At 42.3% G+C, this 17,330-nt stretch carries 13 protein-coding genes and 1 tRNA gene; 11 read left to right on the top strand and 3 right to left on the bottom strand.

The features are described 5' to 3' along the window. Positions 1–71 precede the first annotated feature (71 nt). The gene (locus tag NT010_11055; GenBank protein ID MCX5806586.1) at positions 72–821 is read right to left on the bottom strand and encodes a hypothetical protein; all 750 of its coding nucleotides are present in this window, start codon (positions 819–821) and stop codon (positions 72–74) included. Between the two features lie 882 nt (positions 822–1,703). Between NT010_11055 and NT010_11050 the strand changes: the two genes are divergently transcribed. The 8 genes from NT010_11050 to NT010_11015 all read left to right on the top strand — a co-directional run bounded on the left by NT010_11050 (position 1,704) and on the right by NT010_11015 (position 11,480). Continuing rightward, entirely contained in the window at positions 1,704–3,308 is a 1,605-nt protein-coding gene (locus tag NT010_11050; GenBank protein MCX5806585.1) for a DUF4118 domain-containing protein, read from the top strand. Further along, positions 3,298–3,990, top strand: coding sequence for a response regulator (locus NT010_11045; GenBank protein ID MCX5806584.1), 693 nt, complete (start codon positions 3,298–3,300; stop codon positions 3,988–3,990). The genes NT010_11050 and NT010_11045 overlap by 11 nt, the downstream gene beginning before the upstream one ends. 165 nt (positions 3,991–4,155) lie before the next feature. Then, on the top strand, positions 4,156–4,569 hold the full coding sequence (locus NT010_11040; GenBank protein MCX5806583.1) for a universal stress protein: 414 nt from the start codon (positions 4,156–4,158) through the stop codon (positions 4,567–4,569). A gap of 88 nt (positions 4,570–4,657) precedes the next feature. Continuing rightward, positions 4,658–6,640: an APC family permease gene (locus NT010_11035; GenBank protein MCX5806582.1), complete on the top strand. Its 1,983-nt coding sequence runs from the start codon at positions 4,658–4,660 to the stop codon at positions 6,638–6,640. Positions 6,641–7,029: 389 nt separating this feature from the next. Then, positions 7,030–8,202 carry a 2-hydroxyacyl-CoA dehydratase family protein gene (locus NT010_11030; protein MCX5806581.1) on the top strand — a complete coding sequence of 391 codons (1,173 nt, stop codon included), beginning with the start codon at positions 7,030–7,032 and terminating at the stop codon, positions 8,200–8,202. Positions 8,203–8,411: 209 nt separating this feature from the next. Then, complete coding sequence (locus NT010_11025; protein ID MCX5806580.1) at positions 8,412–9,743, top strand: 2-hydroxyacyl-CoA dehydratase family protein; 1,332 nt, start codon at positions 8,412–8,414, stop codon at positions 9,741–9,743. Positions 9,744–9,785: 42 nt separating this feature from the next. Further along, a complete protein-coding gene (locus NT010_11020) occupies positions 9,786–10,628 on the top strand; it encodes an acyl-CoA dehydratase activase (GenBank protein ID MCX5806579.1) in 843 nt (280 codons plus the stop codon). A gap of 72 nt (positions 10,629–10,700) precedes the next feature. After that, the gene (locus NT010_11015; GenBank protein ID MCX5806578.1) at positions 10,701–11,480 is read left to right on the top strand and encodes an acyl-CoA dehydratase activase; all 780 of its coding nucleotides are present in this window, start codon (positions 10,701–10,703) and stop codon (positions 11,478–11,480) included. A 250-nt stretch (positions 11,481–11,730) separates the two neighbouring features. Here NT010_11015 and NT010_11010 read toward each other — a convergent pair whose 3' ends face one another. Beyond that, complete coding sequence (locus NT010_11010) at positions 11,731–12,081, bottom strand: HU family DNA-binding protein (GenBank protein ID MCX5806577.1); 351 nt, start codon at positions 12,079–12,081, stop codon at positions 11,731–11,733. 441 nt (positions 12,082–12,522) lie between these two features. Between NT010_11010 and NT010_11005 the strand changes: the two genes are divergently transcribed. Both NT010_11005 and dusB read left to right on the top strand, forming a co-directional pair. After that, positions 12,523–12,596 (top strand) — tRNA-Arg (locus tag NT010_11005). Between the two features lie 113 nt (positions 12,597–12,709). Further along, complete coding sequence (dusB, locus tag NT010_11000; protein ID MCX5806576.1) at positions 12,710–13,702, top strand: tRNA dihydrouridine synthase DusB; 993 nt, start codon at positions 12,710–12,712, stop codon at positions 13,700–13,702. A 71-nt stretch (positions 13,703–13,773) separates the two neighbouring features. Here dusB and NT010_10995 read toward each other — a convergent pair whose 3' ends face one another. Beyond that, positions 13,774–14,718, bottom strand: a complete 945-nt coding sequence (locus tag NT010_10995; GenBank protein ID MCX5806575.1) for a 3-oxoacyl-ACP synthase III family protein — start codon at positions 14,716–14,718, stop codon at positions 13,774–13,776. Positions 14,719–15,526: 808 nt separating this feature from the next. Between NT010_10995 and NT010_10990 the strand changes: the two genes are divergently transcribed. After that, positions 15,527–17,299, top strand: a complete 1,773-nt coding sequence (locus NT010_10990) for a phosphoenolpyruvate carboxykinase (GTP) (GenBank protein MCX5806574.1) — start codon at positions 15,527–15,529, stop codon at positions 17,297–17,299. Positions 17,300–17,330 lie beyond the last annotated feature (31 nt).

Genomic DNA, 17,330 nt, shown 5'->3' with positions numbered 1-17,330 from the left:
TGTTGTAAGGAAAGCATACAATATGATAGTGTTTTGATAAACATACAGAAAGGTTAAATAGAAACTTTAATTTACCCTTTTTTGAGTTCTTTTTTCAGACTTTCCATGCTGACGTATAATTCTTTTTCAAGTAGTTTTTTTGCGTATTGAGTTGGTTGTGATAGGAGGATGTCCAAATCATACACAGAAATATCTGTAACCCGGCTTTCATCAGTATATTCTTGAAAAGATTGTCGATCAAGATTATCTCCGGCTTTTATAAACTCGTTGCACTTTTTCGAGATATGTTTCGATAACATTTTAAGCAGGTAATAACAGCCATGTAGATTAACCGGGTAGACCTTAGACCCTCCTGGTCGTTTCGGGATAAAATAATACTTCAAATTATTACAAACCTGTTCTGCTTTTTTACTGTTGGCTATCCCCGCAGTTTTCATCATGAAGATAAATCTGTCTAAGGCTCCTGTCTCTATCATTTGAAGCCAATCAGGATATCGGCTAAGTTCTTCAAGGAATTTTTTATCTGTCCATTTTTTATGGTCGTCAAAGTCCGGTAGCCCTTCCCGATGCATTACATCAAGAATGTTTTCCCCAACAGCTGCAACAAGAATATCGTCAAATGTTGCGTTATCGTAAAATATCTGCCATGCTTCTTTATGGTAAAAATGTGGGAACATCTTCGGGGTTTCTGTTAAATCTAACCAATGTTCGCCGTTATCCCATTGAGTTGGTGGTGAATACCCCGCTGCATAACCGATATTTGGATTATTGATATTTTTAAAACTGAAAGAAACTCTATCATCTCTATTTTCTTTTTCCATCGCCACCTCTCATCGTGGTTTCTCAAAAATTCAAGGGAAGGGGTTTGAGAAGTCCCCTTATCGGCTGCGCTGCCTATCCCTTGAAAAAGATTACAACTTCAAACTGCGAAAATCAATGGACACGGTTTTGTTTACAACCCATGACAAGTAAAAATATAAATTTTACCTGTGAACTAACTGTGAACTGAAACCGTCAAACAAGGGGTAATACCGTCTATATCGGTATATCCTTTTTTCCATAACTGCAAGCAGGAGCAAACAGCATCTAACACCATAACTATTTGATATTACATATGTTATTCACTCTTAATCAATTGGTCGGAGGTTCGAATCCTCCACGGCCCACCAATTATTTACAAACAATATCAACCCTTCACGTTTAGTTATCAGCTTTGAAAAATGCGGAAAAATCAAGAAAAATTGGTCGCATATACCAGATATAAACCTGCACAATACACATTTGAGTGAGCTTATTGAATACCAAATGAAATAAGTAAATGCTTGGCAGCTTGTTTTTTGTTCCTGCAGAATACGGCTGTCTTTCTGAAGCGTCGTTTCCCTTTTTTTCTCCTTACTATGTCTCATTATATTCCGCAAAGAATTACCCCGAGGGCAAGTTTTGGAGTACTAATTCCAATTCTAAATCAAGGCGCTATCATCGTTGGCTTCGTCATCGGCTCCTCCGACGTACTATTATAGTACGCCTACGTCCGGGTACCCGCTTGCGGGTGTTCCCTTGCCGCCTTGATTGCCCCGCAAGCTAAAGCGGGGTAAATCATTTCATCCTTGATTTAGAAATGGAATAAATCCGAGGGGCAATAAACATCCACAACTTTACACTTTTTTCATGGTATAATACCAAAATATAATTTTATTAGTATAATGAAAACAGCCGCACATAAAGTTTCCGAACAAAATGAGAGCATTCAGAAGAGGCACTCCTCTTTATTTAGCTCGCCGTTAAAGCATTATGCGTGGGCAGCACTCTCAGTATCAATTGTTACCGTTATCGGAGAAATACTTACACCCTATTTTGATTTAATAAATATCGTCCTTCTTTATTTGTTGCCTGTGCTTATCAGCGCAGTTCGTTGGGGTAGAGGACCTTCATTCCTCTCCTCTTTTATGGGTGTATTAACTTTTAATTTTTTCTTTGTGCCACCAATTTTCACCTTTGCAGTGGGAAACATGCAGCACCTGTTTGTTCTTGTTGTTTTCTTTTTGGTGGCCCTTGTTACCGGCACTACGGCAACAAAACTTAGGAATGAACTGGAAAAAACCACTGAACGGGAAATAAGAACTCTCACTTTGTATGAACTTAGTCGGGAAATAGCAGCGAAGGCTGATCTGGAACAAGTTCTGAAAACCTTTCTTGATAAGGTTGCAGAAACTGTAAACGGCACGGCTATTGTACTCATCCAGGATCCGAATAATGAAGTTCTGTACAAAATGGCTGCAACTCTGGACAACGCTGTATTTGATGAGAAAGAATATGCGGTGGCACGTTGGGTACTGGAGCATGGCCAGCCAGCAGGTAGGGAATTGGGAATTTTCGAAGGAGCACGCTCATTGTTTTTCTTTCCTATAAAAGCAGAAGATAAAACAATAGCCGTCCTCGGCATCAGACCCAATATAGAGAATGCAGCCCTTTCGCCCGAAAAACAACAACTTATAGAAACCTTTACCAATCTTGTAGCAGTTGCCATAATCCGCCTGCAGCTTGCAAAAGAAGCCGAACAGGCAAAATGGTTGGCAGAATCAGAGAAACTCCACAGGATATTATTAAATTCCATTTCCCACGACTTCCGTACACCCCTTGCATCTATCACGGGTGCGGTGACAAGTCTTCTGTCGGAAGGAAGCGTTTATACACAAGAAACCAAAAACATCTTTTTACACACAATCAGGGAAGAGGCGCACCGCATGAACCGTTTCATAGAAAATCTTCTTGATATGGTACGTCTTGAGAGTGGTGCATTAAAATTGAACATGAAATGGTGCGATATCGAGGATATCATTGGTGTTGTACTGAGGGAAACAAGAGATGCTTTACAGGAGCATCCATTGCAGATTGATATACCGCCGGACCCTCCTTCCTTCATGGCTGATTTTATTCTCATAGAACATGTAATGATTAATTTGCTGGAAAATGCAGTGAAATATTCTCTTCCGGGCAGCTCAATCTCAATTTCAGTTCATTGTCGGGACAGAATACTGTTTCTTACGGTAGCTGATCCTGGTCCGCCTATTCCAAAGACAGAGCATGAACATGTGTTCGATAAATTCTATCGGCTATATTCTTCTAAACATGCAAGCGGGACAGGACTCGGCTTGTCTATTTGCAAGGGAATCATTGAAGCGCATGGCGGCAGCATATGGGTTGATTCATCGCCGGAATACGGTAATAGATTCACCTTTTCTCTCCCTGTATCCGAAGAGCTTTCGGAACAAAAATATGCAAGAGAAGGAACAGATAATGTCGGCTGATGGCGCACGAGTACTTGTTGTGGATGATGAAAAACAGATACGCCGGATGTTGAAGGCTGCTTTAGAGGGTTATGGCTATGATGTTGGCGAAGCCGCTTCAGGACAAGAAGGTTTGAGTCAAACATCAATATTTCATCCGGATCTGATCATTCTGGATTTGGGGTTGCCGGATCTCGACGGCATCGAGGTCATTAGGCACCTCCGTGAATGGACACAGGTCCCCATCATTGTTCTCTCAGTAAGGGAGCATGAAGATGATAAGATCAAGGCACTGGATGCCGGTGCAGATGACTATGTCACCAAACCGTTCAGTATGGGCGAGCTTTTGGCCAGGCTCCGGACTGCTCTGCGTCACGCAGCCAAGTCAGAGGATGCGCCAATACTTGCCTTCGGTGAGCTTTCGGTGGATTTAGCACACAGGAACGTGACAATCAGAGGAGAGGAAGTAAAGCTCACACCAACAGAATATGAAGTTCTAAAATATCTGGCGCAACAGGCCGGCCGGGTAGTAACCCACAGACAGCTCTTACGGGCCATCTGGGGGTCAAATTATCAGGAAGAATCTCAATATCTGCGTGTTTATATTGGTCAACTGCGACGTAAAATCGAGGTTGATCCGTCGCAGCCTACTTATATAATCACCGAGCCCGGTGTTGGATATCGGCTGATTACACGAGATTAAAAAATCCTTTCTTTATATTTTCTTTATACTTATCGCCAATCTTTTAACAGTTAATTTATACCGAATTGTTTAAAATTAATAATGTGAGGATATCTTGGAAGAGAGTGAGCACCGCGTGAATTACAAAGCCTGTACTGTAAGCTTTCCCGGAATGTTGGAGTATTAATGATGTGCTGCTCGACAGAGATTGGCAAACACGGTCTGAAGACAATACTTGTTCCAACGGATTTTTTAGAACCTTCGGATGTAGCGTTACAGATTGCAATCGACCTCGCCAAACAACAGAACGCCAGGATCCATCTTCTTCACGTTCTGCCATTTCGAAAGGTTGCAGACGAAAAGGAAATGATTCAGAGACAACTTGCTAAATTTCCTGAGGCAAAATCTGTTGAGATAGTCCCGGAGATCAGGAAAGGGATAATTTATAAAGAGATCCTGAAAGTGCAGACAGAAAAAAATATAGATTTAATTATAATTGCCCGACATAACAAAGCAGAATCCCTGTTTACTTTTTTTCGAAGCGTTACAGAAAAGGTTAAGAAGTATGCACAATGTTCTGTACTGGTGGTAGGGGCTTAATTGAAAATATTTCGTCATCAAACAACCTACCCGCCTGGCAACAGTGGGGGATTCATTGAACATATCAACAGTAAAGGAGAATATTCTAATGGAAAATGACATCTCGGAGCCGGAACCGAGTTTATACGAAAGGATTAAGCGAAAAGTCATAGGCGCGCCAAGAGATGTAAATGAACCTTCCATATTTCATAAACTTTCACTCATACCGATACTTGCATGGATCGGCCTTGGTGCAGACGGTCTTTCATCTTCTTCGTATGGTCCCGAAGAGGCTTTCAGGGCACTTGGCACTCATACCTATCTGGCCCCTATCATAGGGGTTGCCACAGCCTTAACGGTCTTTATCATTGCATATGCCTATTCACGAATCATCGAACACTTCCCCCATGGCGGCGGCGGTTATATCGTGGCAACCCATACGATTAACGAAAATGTCGGGGTTGTTTCAGGATGTGCGTTGCTTGTAGACTACATGCTGACAATTACTGTCTCTCTTGTTTCCTGCGGTGATGCCCTTTTCAGTTTTCTCCCTTTGGCCTTTCAAAAATACAAGATTTTTTTTGTTTCATTTCTCATTGTCGCCCTGGTTATCCTCAATCTTCGCGGAGTAAAAGAATCGGTGACCCTTCTCGCACCAATTTTCGCGATCTTTGTCATTACCCATGTTCTATTAATAGGCTATGGCATTATTAGCCATGTTCCCCAAATCAATCCATTACTTGGCGCATTAAAAACAACATCCAGTTCGGATCTATCGACAATTGGTTTTGTCGGTATACTTGCAATTTTCTTGAGGGCATTCTCTCTCGGCGGCGGCACATATACCGGCCTTGAGGCTGTATCGAACGGAATGCAAATCCTGCGGGAGCCAAAGGTGCAAACCGGTAAACGCACTATGGCATATATGGCTACATCTCTTGCAATAACAGCAGGAGGACTGTTTTTCTGCTATTACCTTTTCGGGATAAACCCCGTTGAAGGCCGCACATTAAATACAATCCTTGCAGATGGGGTTTTCGGGAACTGGCCTTTCGGCTATTATATTGCACTGATTACAATTTTATCAGAAGGAGTTCTTCTTATAGTTGCTGCCCAGGCAGGATTTATCGATGGTCCCCGCGTAATGGCAAACATGGCTGTAGACTCGTGGTTTCCCAGAAAATTTGCCGCCCTCTCAGAAAGGCTTTCAATGCAGAATGGTGTTCTCGTTATGGGCACGGCAGCTATCGTTCTCCTTATCTATACCCACGGTTCAGTCTCTGCCCTTATCATCATGTACTCGATCAATGTCTTTCTCACCTTTTCTCTGTCCCAGTTTGGGATGGTCCGCTTCTTTATAAAAAACAAAGAGGTTGATCGGGACTGGAAGAAACATATAGTTATTCATATTATAGGTCTCATCCTTTGCTTAACTATCCTTGTAATAACTATCTATGAAAAATTTGGAGAAGGTGGCTGGGTAACGCTTGTTCTAACCTTAGCAGTAGTAGGTCTCTGTTACCTAATTCGTTCCCATTATAAAAAAGTCAGGCTTGGTGTGAAGAAGCTTGAAGAGATGCTCTCCAACCTTCCTACAACCGAACCGTACAACAATAATCCCGTCAATCCAAAGGAAATGACCGCTATTCTTCTCGTTAGCGGGTATAATGGATTTGGTCTTCATACCCTTATGTCAATTGTTCGCTATTTCCCTAATATCTACAAAAACTTCATCTTTATTTCTGTTGCTGAAATTGATTCCGGTTCTTTTAAAGGGGTTGCCGAAGTAGAAGCCTTAAAGGAATCAGTACGGAAAGGGCTTAAGAAATATATAAAAGTTACCCGGGAACATGGTTTCTCTGCCGATTATAGAACGGATGTGGGAACAGATGTGATAGATGCGGCCTCTGATCTTGTTGAAGCAACGGTCAAAGAGTTTCCGAGATCAACTGTTTTTACAGGAAAATTAGTGTTCCGTCACGACAACCCTTTCCAGAAGATACTTCACAATGAAACAGCCCACTCTATTCAGCGCAGGCTGCAGTGGAACGGTATACCAACGGTCATTTTACCGATCCGTGTGGACGTGTAAATATACCATTTGAGAAGGGGCTGCACAATACTGAAGAAATTCTGTTTGAGAAAGCTCTTCTTCTTTGCATTCTTGTCCCTTTTCTCGATTGTTGTGATGGCTTCCTCTACGACAGCTAAAGCAAAACAAGATTAGTAAACATAGTGCCAGGCGACACACTCCGCGAGGATGAAACTTCTGTCGAATGTGAGAAATGAAGGCCCGGTATAGTCTTGTTATCTATTTCCAAGGATAATAGTCGGTTGAAATGAAAAGGAAAATATGATAAAAATATCTCTTCATTAAAATGTCTAAAAGATGATGTTTCGGGTTCCCCCGGTTTTTCTGAAAGTTTTGAAGTTATAAGCATTACAGTGCATGAATGGTTAATTGCGAGCAAAGAAGAAGGAGTGAAAGGAAAAAAGATGATGGAACAATACGGAAATGGATTGGCGTTAGCTGAAAAACATTACAGTCAATATGGATCAAGGGCAAAGGCTCTAAAAGCTGAAGGCAGAAAAGTAATAGGCTATTTATCTGCATTGGCTCCGGTGGAAATCATAACGGCTGCCGGAATAATCCCGCTTAGATTGAAGGGGAATGTCTCAGAGGCAATTACTAAAGCAGATGCCCATATGGAAACTATAGTCTGTCCTTTTATACGCAATGTCTTTGATACTGCCCTGAAAGGGAAATATGACTTCCTTGACGGCATGGTCCTGCCTCATCAATGTGATAGCATTGACAGGACAAACGATGTATGGAGTTATAACCTGAATTTGCCATACTGGCACTTCTTGAATTTCCCGCATTTGACTGATGATCCGTCAATAGAGTTTACAAAATCAATTTTGCGAATATTTATCGACACTCTCGAAAAGTATACCGGCAATGCGATCACGGACGAAGCTCTGGTTCAGGCAGTTAAAGCCCACAATGAGAACAGACGGGTTATGAGAGAGCTTTATTCTTTGAGAAAAGCCGATTACCCTCTCATATCGGGTGCTGAGATGATGAAGGTTCTTGTGGCTGCCATGAGTTTACCGGTAGAAGAATCGAGCGCGCTTATCGGGGATGTAATAAAAGAAGTGAAACTGAGAGGAGTGCCAAATGGTACAAGTCTGTCACGGATCATGTTAATAGGAGATCAGATCGATGATGTGGCCATTGTTGAAACCATCGAGAGTGCCGGTGCAAATCTTGTTATGGATGATCTGTCAATCGGAAGTAAAATGTATTGGGCTGATGTTGATATAACGCCTGATCCGGTTCAGGGTATCGCTGAGCGTTATTTGAAAAAACTTAAATTGCCTACGACATGCATTACTGCCGGCAATAATTACCAGGAAAATCTGGAGGCCAGATTTGGCCATATAAAACAGAATATAAAGGATTTTAAAGTGGATGGTGTTGTTCTCTTTATCTATAAATTTTGTGACCCCTATGGTTTTGAGGTCCCGGCAATGAAAAGCTTTATCGAAACTGCAGGTGTGCCGGTACTCTATCTTGAAGATGAATATTCCTCTTCTACTCTGCCGAGGATGAAGACAAGGGTTGAGGCATTTCTGGAGATGATTGCATAGAATTAACAGGTTAAACCGTTCAAGGTGTTTAAACCGTTTGAAATGGAGGGACTAAGTCCCGGTAAAAATAAAGCGTACACAGAATAAAATAGCTCAGGCAGTGAGCGAGAAGAGAAAGCCCCGACAGCCTTGAGAGTGTGGGGCAGGTACCCGCCTGCGGGTGTCCTGGCAAATTGTAAATAATAATAAATAATTTAGAGGAAAATAACATGGCAGATGATAAAAAACCAAGAGCGCTTGCAACCCAGGCAGCAGCAAAAATACCGAAATTTGTAAGAGGCAATATGTCCGCAACCCTTAAAGCAAAAGAAGAGGGGAAAAAAGTAGCCTACGCCTATATCAATGACGGTCAGGATGAAATTATGAGGGCTATGGATATTGTACCCGCCTGGGGTGAAAGTTTCTCAGGCGTATGTGCAGCCAAACGTGATGCTGAACAATATCTGCAAAAGGCAGAATCGGATAACTTCTCCCGTTCTTTGTGCACATATGCGACATGTACCCTCGGTTTTGATATGCTGCGCGAAGAAATGGGCGGAGAAATGCCTCCTGGAGCTCCGTGGGGCGGCATGGGAAGACCGGACATGATAATAGGCAGCGGCCAGCAATTGTGCGATCCGCGATTTAAGTGGCCGCAGGCAACACAGCATTATCTGCAGGATGTGCCTGTATTTGTCGGGAGCATGTATTATCCGCCCTGGGACCCGAATATGGATCACAAGGGACAGGAAAAGATCTACGTGAAATATGCAACAGAGGAACTGCGTGCATGCGTAAGTTTCTGTGAGAAACATATTGGTAAAAAGATGGACTGGGACAAGCTTGCAGCTCTTGTTGACCTTACAGATAGAACATGGGACATCTTTATTGATACCTACGAACTGCGCAAGGCTATTCCCACGCCTATGGATACTGGCGATGCGATGAATACTATGGTGCCCCTGACGTTTAACCTCGGTACTCAGGAGGCCTACGATTTTTATGCTGACCTGAACCTGGAGTTGAGGCAGAAAATAGAGCAGAAGCAAGGCGTGGCCGATGAAGAAAAATACCGTATTCTTTGGGGTGCCGGACTTCCTTCGTGGTTTGCCCTCGGCGATTTTCAGTATTTCAACAGTAAAGGCGCCGTATTCCCTGTAGAAACAACATATCGTAACGCTGAAAAGGTTGAGCGTCTCAATCTCCCGAAGACTAATGATCCCCTGGAACACATTGCATGGAGATGGGTGAGATTCTGGACCCACTGGTACGACAAGGCACGGAATCGTCCAGGCTCCATACCTAAGGTTGAGCGCATTATCGAATATATTGAAGACTATAAATGCGATGGTGTAGTTTTTCATTCAGCCTTTTCCTGCCGAAGCTGGCATGCAGGAATCGTTCAACAGGCGGAAATTCTCAGAAAAATTTATAAAGACATACCTGTTCTTATTATGGAAGGCGACATTGTGGATATCAGCTCTTACAATGAGGCAGATACGCACAACAGGATTGATGCATTCATCGAAGCACTGGAAACGGTCAGGAGTAAGGGCAATTAAAACTTTGTCGGATCGCTGCATACAGTGCAAAAGCCCGTATTAATGAAACAATACTTTGCCGGAATTGACATTGGGTCCACGATGACCAAGGTGGCCATCGTGGGTGATACCCTTGTGTCATCCGTTATCGGACCCACTGGTCCTGAGCACCGCAGGCTGGCCAATAAAGTAATGGAAGAAGCTCTTAACAAGGCAGGGCTTGACTTCGAAGACTTGTCCTATGTTGTTGCCACCGGATACGGCAGGATAAACGTACCCTTTGCAGACAAACAGATTACGGAGATTACATGCCACGCTAAAGGGATTTACAGCCTTCTTCCAACAGCGGAAATAATTGTGGATATCGGCGGCCAGGACAGTAAATGTATTAAACTGAAGGCCGGCAAGGTTATCAGTTTTGTTATGAATGATAAGTGCGCTGCCGGAACAGGGCGGTTTCTTGAAGTAATTGCCGATGCGCTGGGTGTTCCACTGGAAAAACTTGGCGAGCTTTCTCTTTCAGCCGGAAAGGCGGCAATTATTAGTAATACCTGCACTGTCTTCGCAGAACAGGAAGTAACTTCTCAGCTTGCGAATGGTGAACCTGTTGCCAATCTTATTGCAGGCATCCATGAAGCCATTGCCGTTAGGATATATTCCATGGCAAACAAGCTTAAAATTTCACCCGATATTGCCATAACAGGCGGTGGAGCAAAGAACATCGGCCTGGTAAGGGCATTGGAAGGAAAATTCGGGTGCCAGGTTCTGGTTCCGCCTGAACCGCTGCTTACAGGTGCGATAGGTGCAGCAATTGTAGGGAAAGAAACTTATGAAAACGCTGCCGGAAGGGGAGAAACTCTGAAAAGAAGTACAATGGGGCTGCAAGCGGCCAGTTTTTTCTCTTGAGAGACATGTTCCGGCAATGTCGACTCTTATAGATAAAGCCCGGTGTTATACGGCAATGACAGAGGATTTAGGATGGCATATGTGCTCGGTGTGGATATAGGTTCCGGTTTTTCAAAGGCGGTTGTGTGCAAGGACAAGACTCTCATTTCATATGCAACTATGCCTTCAGGCGGAAGCTATAAAGAAACGGCTGAAAAAACGTCGGATATTGCTCTGGAAAAAGCCGGTCTTAATATAGGGGATATATCTTATACAATTGCCACCGGCTATGGAGCGACAACTGTTGATTTTGCAGATCAGTCGATTACGGACATTTCATGCCATGCTGCCGGTGTTTTTCATTTATTTCCCTCTGTCAGGACTCTGATTGATATTGGTGCCCAGTTCAGCAAGGCGATCCGGTTTAATGATGCGGGAAGGGTAGCCAACTTTATTTTAAATGAGAAATGCGCTGGAGGAAGTGGTAAGTTTCTTCATGTCATTGCCCGTATTCTTCACATGAATATAGATGAGATCGGGGAGCTTTCACTTCAATCCGCTAACCCTGTTGAGTTTACAACAGGATGCGCTGTTTTTGCCGAATCAGAGGCGGTGTCGCGCATAGCCGAGGGAGCCTTCCCAGCGGATATTCTCGCCGGTGTACATAAGGCTATTGCATCAAAGATTATAAACCTTGTTGTACGCCTTGGTCTCACTCTGGATTGTGCTATAACAGGCGGAGGCGCTAAAGATCGTGGTCTGGTGAAAGCAATAGAGAAAGAACTTAATATTGATATTCTTGTTCCGGATGAACCACAAATCACTGCAGCATTTGGAGCAGCCCTCTTAGCCGCAGAAAACGCCCGTCAGTAAGGAAGGAAGATTGATCGTTGTCTTCTGGAGCTATTAAGAAAATTTGCTCCCCAAGTCCTTATCAAAATCCTTGATGTCGTTTATTAATGGGGGGGAAGGATGTATTACCGGGTATGAAACAAACGGAAGAAACAATCTCGTATTTTCCATTAGGATAAGTAACTGTATCAAGCTGTCCCAGGCAATTTCCATTAAAAAACCAAGCGGGCAAAAGGCCCGCTTGGTTCAGAATGTATCTATCAAAGTTGTATTATTTCTTTTTAGCTTTTGCTGCCGGTTTTACTGCTTTTGCCGGTGCTTTCTTTGCTGCCGGTTTTGCTGCTGCTTTGCCGCTGACTGCTGCCTTTAGAGCGGCGCCTGCTGAGAATTTAGGGACTTTCTTTGCTGCAATCTTGATTTCCTTACCTGTACGGGGGTTTCTTCCTTTGCGGGCTTTTCTGTCTGCTACTGAGAAGGTTCCAAATCCGATAATTGTTACCTTTTCACCCTTCTTCATTGCCTGTTCAATGGATCCTGTAACAACAGCGAAGGCTTTTGCTGCAGCTGTTTTAGAAACTTTAATTTCTTCTGCTACTTTTTCTACGATTTCTGCCTTGGTCATTCTTACTACCTCCTTGGGTATAGTTTATAATAATATATATGATTATCAGGCAAATATCCTTTGCCTGTTATATGAAACCCTGTAAGAATAACCATGTACAAAAGATATTAGCACAATTTCTTTAATAATCAAGGATTTATTGCATATTTTTTAAAAAAAAATGAAAATTTTTATAAATATTCCATTTTTTAGACATATTCGGTGATTATTTGTTGTTTTATTGGCACTAATCTATATTGAATTACCATGACAAAAGCCACTATTTTGTTGCATTTACCTTGCTAAACAATGAATTACCGGCGCTCTGCCTTTTTTCTTTAAAATAAATCCCATATATGGTATTAAAAAGCATGTTTTACGACAGTGATATTTATGAATTTGCAGATTCTTTGCGTGATTTATATTTTAAAATGTGTAACTCAATTTTATTGATTAAATGATGCCCCCGTAGCTCAGGCGGATAGAGCAACGGATTCCTAATCCGTGTGCCGCATGTTCGAGTCATGCCGGGGGCATATTTATATTCTGATACTGTACCGCAGATCCATTGTATTTGAATGTTTTTACTTACTACAACCATCCAGTTCCCTATATTTGACAGCCGAGTATTTGAGAGATAGAATAAAACATGCTTGCAATTGGCAACATCGTTCTTCCCGTCCCCTGTATTCTTGCCCCTATGGCTGGGGTGAGCGATCTTCCCTTTCGTCTGGTCACACGTGCTTTTGGTGCGCCAATGGCATTTACTGAGATGATTGATGCAAGGGCTTTGTCGCACAATGATAAAAGGACTCTTCGCATGCTTTCCTCCACAACTGATGACCGGCCTCTGGGAGTGCAGTTGCTGGGGAACGACGAAGAACACATCTTAAAAGCTATGAATGTTCTTGATGGACACGAGTTTGATCTTCTTGATTTTAATGCTGCCTGTCCAACAGCAAAAATTACGCGCAACGGCAAAGGAGCAGCACTTCTCAGAGAACCGCGAAAACTGAGAAATATCCTTAAATTACTGGTTGCCCATTCAAAAGTCCCGGTAACAGTGAAGATTAGAACAGGGTGGGATTATGATTCAATAAATGCGCGGGAAACTGCACTCTATGCCGAGGATGCCGGTATCAGTGCACTTTTTATCCACGGAAGGACAAAAACCCAGGGTTATAACGGAACCGTAGATTACCGGATCATTAAAGAGGTAAAAGAAGCATTAAAGATTCCTGTATTTGCCAGCGGCGACGCCTTATCGTTGTCCTTTGTCAGAAAGATGTTTAATGAAACCGGCTGTGACGGGATGGCAATTGCCCGCGGCGCCCTCGGGAATCCATGGATATTCAGGGAGATAATCCAATTTTATCAAAATGGAACGTTTTGTGAAGGGCCTGATATAATTGAGCGCATTGAAATAATGAAACTGCATCTAAACCTGCTGGTTCAGCATTATGGTGAAAAGAAAAGCGTAAGTTGCTTTCACAAATTTTTTATATGGTACACAAGAGGACTTTCAGGGATGAAGCCGCTTCGCGACAGAGCCTTCAGAACAGGTACGTGCAAAGAGCTTCTCGATGCTATAGAAGAACTGCGGACTTTTGATAACTCAGAGCAGATGACGCAGGGAAATTAATGTTGTGCAGATGCATGTGCTGGAAGTAAGTGCAAAGCATGAGTAGTATGAAAGAAACACAATTGAAAAAATTACCTTCTTAAAAGTATTGCGCCGCTTGAGTATCCGCCGCCGAACACTGTGATGACAATCAGTTCGCCTTTCTTAAATCTCTGCCAGTTTTGTGACAGGGCAATAATCGTACTTGCACTACCGGTATTACCGGTACCTTCGATATTCATAATCAACTGCCCGTTTTTCAAACCAAGAGTTTCTGCTACATTATTGATTATTCGTGCATTGGCTTGGTGTGGAATACAATGTTTTATGTCTTCCAATTTAAAACCATTCTTTTTTACTATGTTTTCGACTTCAGAGACCATGTGTTTACATGCATGGACAAAGATATCCTTGCCGTAAGGCATTTGTAGTCCTCCGTCATTTGGCCTTAAATATACACCATCGAGACCTTTTCCAACATCTGCAAGCCCCGTTGTGTTCAGGTCAAGTATCTCAATATCTTCTTCAGAAATTTTTTCTTTCGAAATAAGTACGACCCCGGCGCCGTCTCCCCATAAATAACCGGATTGCTTGTCATTGTCGTCGCTGTAAGCGGTATTATGTTCCGAAGCAACGACAAGGGCTCTCCGTGATTTGTTGATAGCAAAATAACCTTCTACTATCTCTACAGCATTAATAAAGGATGAGCATGCTGAAGAAATGGAGAGAGCCTTGGCACGGGAAATAGCGAAATGACTTTGAACAGCGTGAGCATTAGTTGCAACGGTATCGTAAGGTGTATATGTGGCGCCGACAATAAGGTCTACTTCTTTCAGATCATACGGGAGTCTATGGAGTCCTGATTTTACAGCATCTATGGACATTGTGTTTGTATTCTCGTCAATGCCTGCTTTTGTTCTTGTCCGGATACCCGATCTTTTATAAATCCACTCGTCCGATAAGTCAATCAGAGTTGTATAGTATGAGTTAGGAATGATCTTATCAGGTAAATAATGGTAGGCCGCATTAATATACATATAATGATCTGCTATAATGAATATATTCTTTTATTAACGATTTGAATATAATGGCTGTAATCCTTTAGTTGTTCAGGGAATATCTTCCAAAAAAATTCAGAAGAACCATAACAGAGGCAAGATCGTCAAAAAAACTTATTTTCCTTCTCCTTACGATAAACCTTATTTATAAAGTGAAATATACCAGTAATATGCATCAGTGTCAACCTTAAATAAACTTCAGTAAGTATACCAACGAATTGCATCATATTAAATTTATTAAAGAGATCACAGAAAAGATTGTTGGTTCATAATCCGATATAAAGGTTTTATATGAGTCAATGTTATCTTGCTTCGGCATACCCTGGGTGGTAGGATTTAATTATGAGGCAACTGACGAGACTGTTTAAAAAATCAGTTGCCGAGTGCAGGTGATAGCGCATGGCTACTTAACCCAAAGGTTAGTGCATCATTTTGTACATTTTTTTTATTGACTTTAGTATAAAATAAAAGAAATAATAATTCAATTCGGGTGGAACATATTTTGATATATATACTACTAACAAATAAACAAGTGGTTTCCGTCTGGCACTTTCTTTCCACAACCCAAATCGGCACAACACCAAGCAGATCACAATTGATCTGTAAAAATGTCCGGGAATGCATCGGGTGGATACAGCAACCGCTGTGAAACAATTTTCCCGTTTGTGTTTCTGCAATGTGTTATCCAGTACAGCAAATATAAAAGACGGTTATACAATGTGAACCGTGTCAAGCATACACAATTGCAATAGTTATACATTTACATAATAATTAAGGAGGAAATAAGATGAGAAAGTTAGTGGAACAATGGGTTGAAGAACAGGCTGTACTTACCAAACCGGATAAAATTTACTGGGTTCAGGGCAATGAACAGGAAATACGTGACCTTATTAAAATAGGCATAGAGAAGGAGAAAACATATATTCATAATACATTCCGGGAACTTAACCATAATTTCTTTCCAAATTCCTATCATCACATGAGTCACCCTAATGATGTGGCCAGAACAGAACAACTTACATTTGTATGCACACCGAAAAAAGAAGATGCAGGTCCTAACAACAACTGGATGGAGCCTGCCGATGCCAAGAAGAAAGTTTCTGCAATCTTTGACGGATGCATGAAGGGCAGGACACTCTATGTTATCCCTTACATGATGGGTCATCCTGATTCTCCTTATGCGAAGCCATGTATACAAATCACCGATTCTATTTATGTTGTTGTCAGCATGTATATCATGACAAGGGTAGGGCAGGGAATAATCGACAAAATCGGCTCCACGGGTAAGTTTGTAAAGGGCCTTCACTCAATAGCCGACCTTAACCCTGAAAGACGGTATGTCATGCACTTCCCCCAGGAAGACCTTGTTATGAGTATTGGCTCCGGTTATGGTGGGAATGCACTTCTCGGCAAGAAATGCTTCTCTTTGAGAATTGCTTCTTATCAGGGTCATCAGGAAGGCTGGCTTGCAGAACACATGATTATAATGGGTGTAGAGGACAAAAAAACCGGGGAGACCATGTATGTTCTCGGTTCTTTTCCTTCTGCTTGCGGGAAAACAAACCTTGCCATGATTCAGCCTACCCTGGAAGGGTACAATGTAACTACATTAGGCGACGATATTGCCTGGATCAATGTAGGAGCCGACGGCAGACTCTATGCGATCAATCCCGAAGCAGGTTTTTTTGGCGTTGCTCCAGGTACTTCTGATAAGACAAATCCTCAAATGATGAATACCCTCAGGGCGGATAAGTTCTATCCCACTCTTTTTACCAATACCGGTATCGATATTGATACCAATTCACCGTGGTGGGAAGGGCTTACGGATATTGCACCTGCAAATATTATGGATTGGCAGGGTAATCCCTGGGACAAAACCTCAGGTAAGGTTGTTGCACACCCCAATTCCCGTTTTACCGTGGCGGCATACAACTGTCCTACTCTGTCCCCTGAATTTGACAATCCGAAAGGCGTGCCCATCTCTGTAATACTTTTCGGAGGACGACGCTCAGACACCGTACCCCTTGTATGTGAGAGCTTCAACTGGAACCATGGTGTTTTTAAAGCTTCTTCGCTCGGTTCGGAAACCACAACGGCGGCAGCAGGCCAGATAGGCGTGGTAAGGCGCGATCCTATGGCAATGCTTCCGTTCTGCGGGTATAATATGGCCGACTATTTCCAACACTGGATGAATATAGGAGCCAAACTTACCAATCCACCGAAGATATTTTTTGTTAACTGGTTTAAGAAGAACGATCAAGGCAAATTTATATGGCCTGGATTCGGAGAAAATTTCCGTATAATTAAATGGATGCTCGACAGGGCCAAAGGTAGAATTCAGGCAACGGAAACGCCTATTGGTTTTATACCGGAGAAAAAAGACATAGACCTCACCGGTCTTGACATATCCAAAGAAACTCTTAAGAAGCTTTTTGAAATTAATAAGGATGAATGGCAGAAAGAGATTGAAGGTATTGAAGCATTTTACGGACAGTTTGGCGAAAAACTTCCTAAGGAACTTACAGGACAATTAGCCCAACTGAAAAAGCATTTCGCATAAGTCTTAACAGGAATTACGCTAAAAGAAGAAC

It is taken from the genome of Pseudomonadota bacterium, assembly GCA_026388275.1.
GTDB lineage: Bacteria > Desulfobacterota > Syntrophorhabdia > Syntrophorhabdales > Syntrophorhabdaceae > JAPLKB01.
This window is presented reverse-complemented; position numbering and strand designations above follow the sequence as displayed.

Coding starts and splice junctions, on each gene's coding strand:
- NT010_11055 (MCX5806586.1), bottom strand. CDS start 821: ATGGAAAAAGAAAATAGAGATGATAGAGTTTCTTTCAGTTTTAAAAAT.
- NT010_11050 (MCX5806585.1), top strand. CDS start 1,704: ATGAAAACAGCCGCACATAAAGTTTCCGAACAAAATGAGAGCATTCAG.
- NT010_11045 (MCX5806584.1), top strand. CDS start 3,298: ATGTCGGCTGATGGCGCACGAGTACTTGTTGTGGATGATGAAAAACAG.
- NT010_11040 (MCX5806583.1), top strand. CDS start 4,156: ATGATGTGCTGCTCGACAGAGATTGGCAAACACGGTCTGAAGACAATA.
- NT010_11035 (MCX5806582.1), top strand. CDS start 4,658: ATGGAAAATGACATCTCGGAGCCGGAACCGAGTTTATACGAAAGGATT.
- NT010_11025 (MCX5806580.1), top strand. CDS start 8,412: ATGGCAGATGATAAAAAACCAAGAGCGCTTGCAACCCAGGCAGCAGCA.
- NT010_11020 (MCX5806579.1), top strand. CDS start 9,786: ATGAAACAATACTTTGCCGGAATTGACATTGGGTCCACGATGACCAAG.
- NT010_11015 (MCX5806578.1), top strand. CDS start 10,701: ATGGCATATGTGCTCGGTGTGGATATAGGTTCCGGTTTTTCAAAGGCG.
- NT010_11010 (MCX5806577.1), bottom strand. CDS start 12,081: ATGACCAAGGCAGAAATCGTAGAAAAAGTAGCAGAAGAAATTAAAGTT.
- dusB (MCX5806576.1), top strand. CDS start 12,710: ATGCTTGCAATTGGCAACATCGTTCTTCCCGTCCCCTGTATTCTTGCC.
- NT010_10995 (MCX5806575.1), bottom strand. CDS start 14,718: ATGTATATTAATGCGGCCTACCATTATTTACCTGATAAGATCATTCCT.
- NT010_10990 (MCX5806574.1), top strand. CDS start 15,527: ATGAGAAAGTTAGTGGAACAATGGGTTGAAGAACAGGCTGTACTTACC.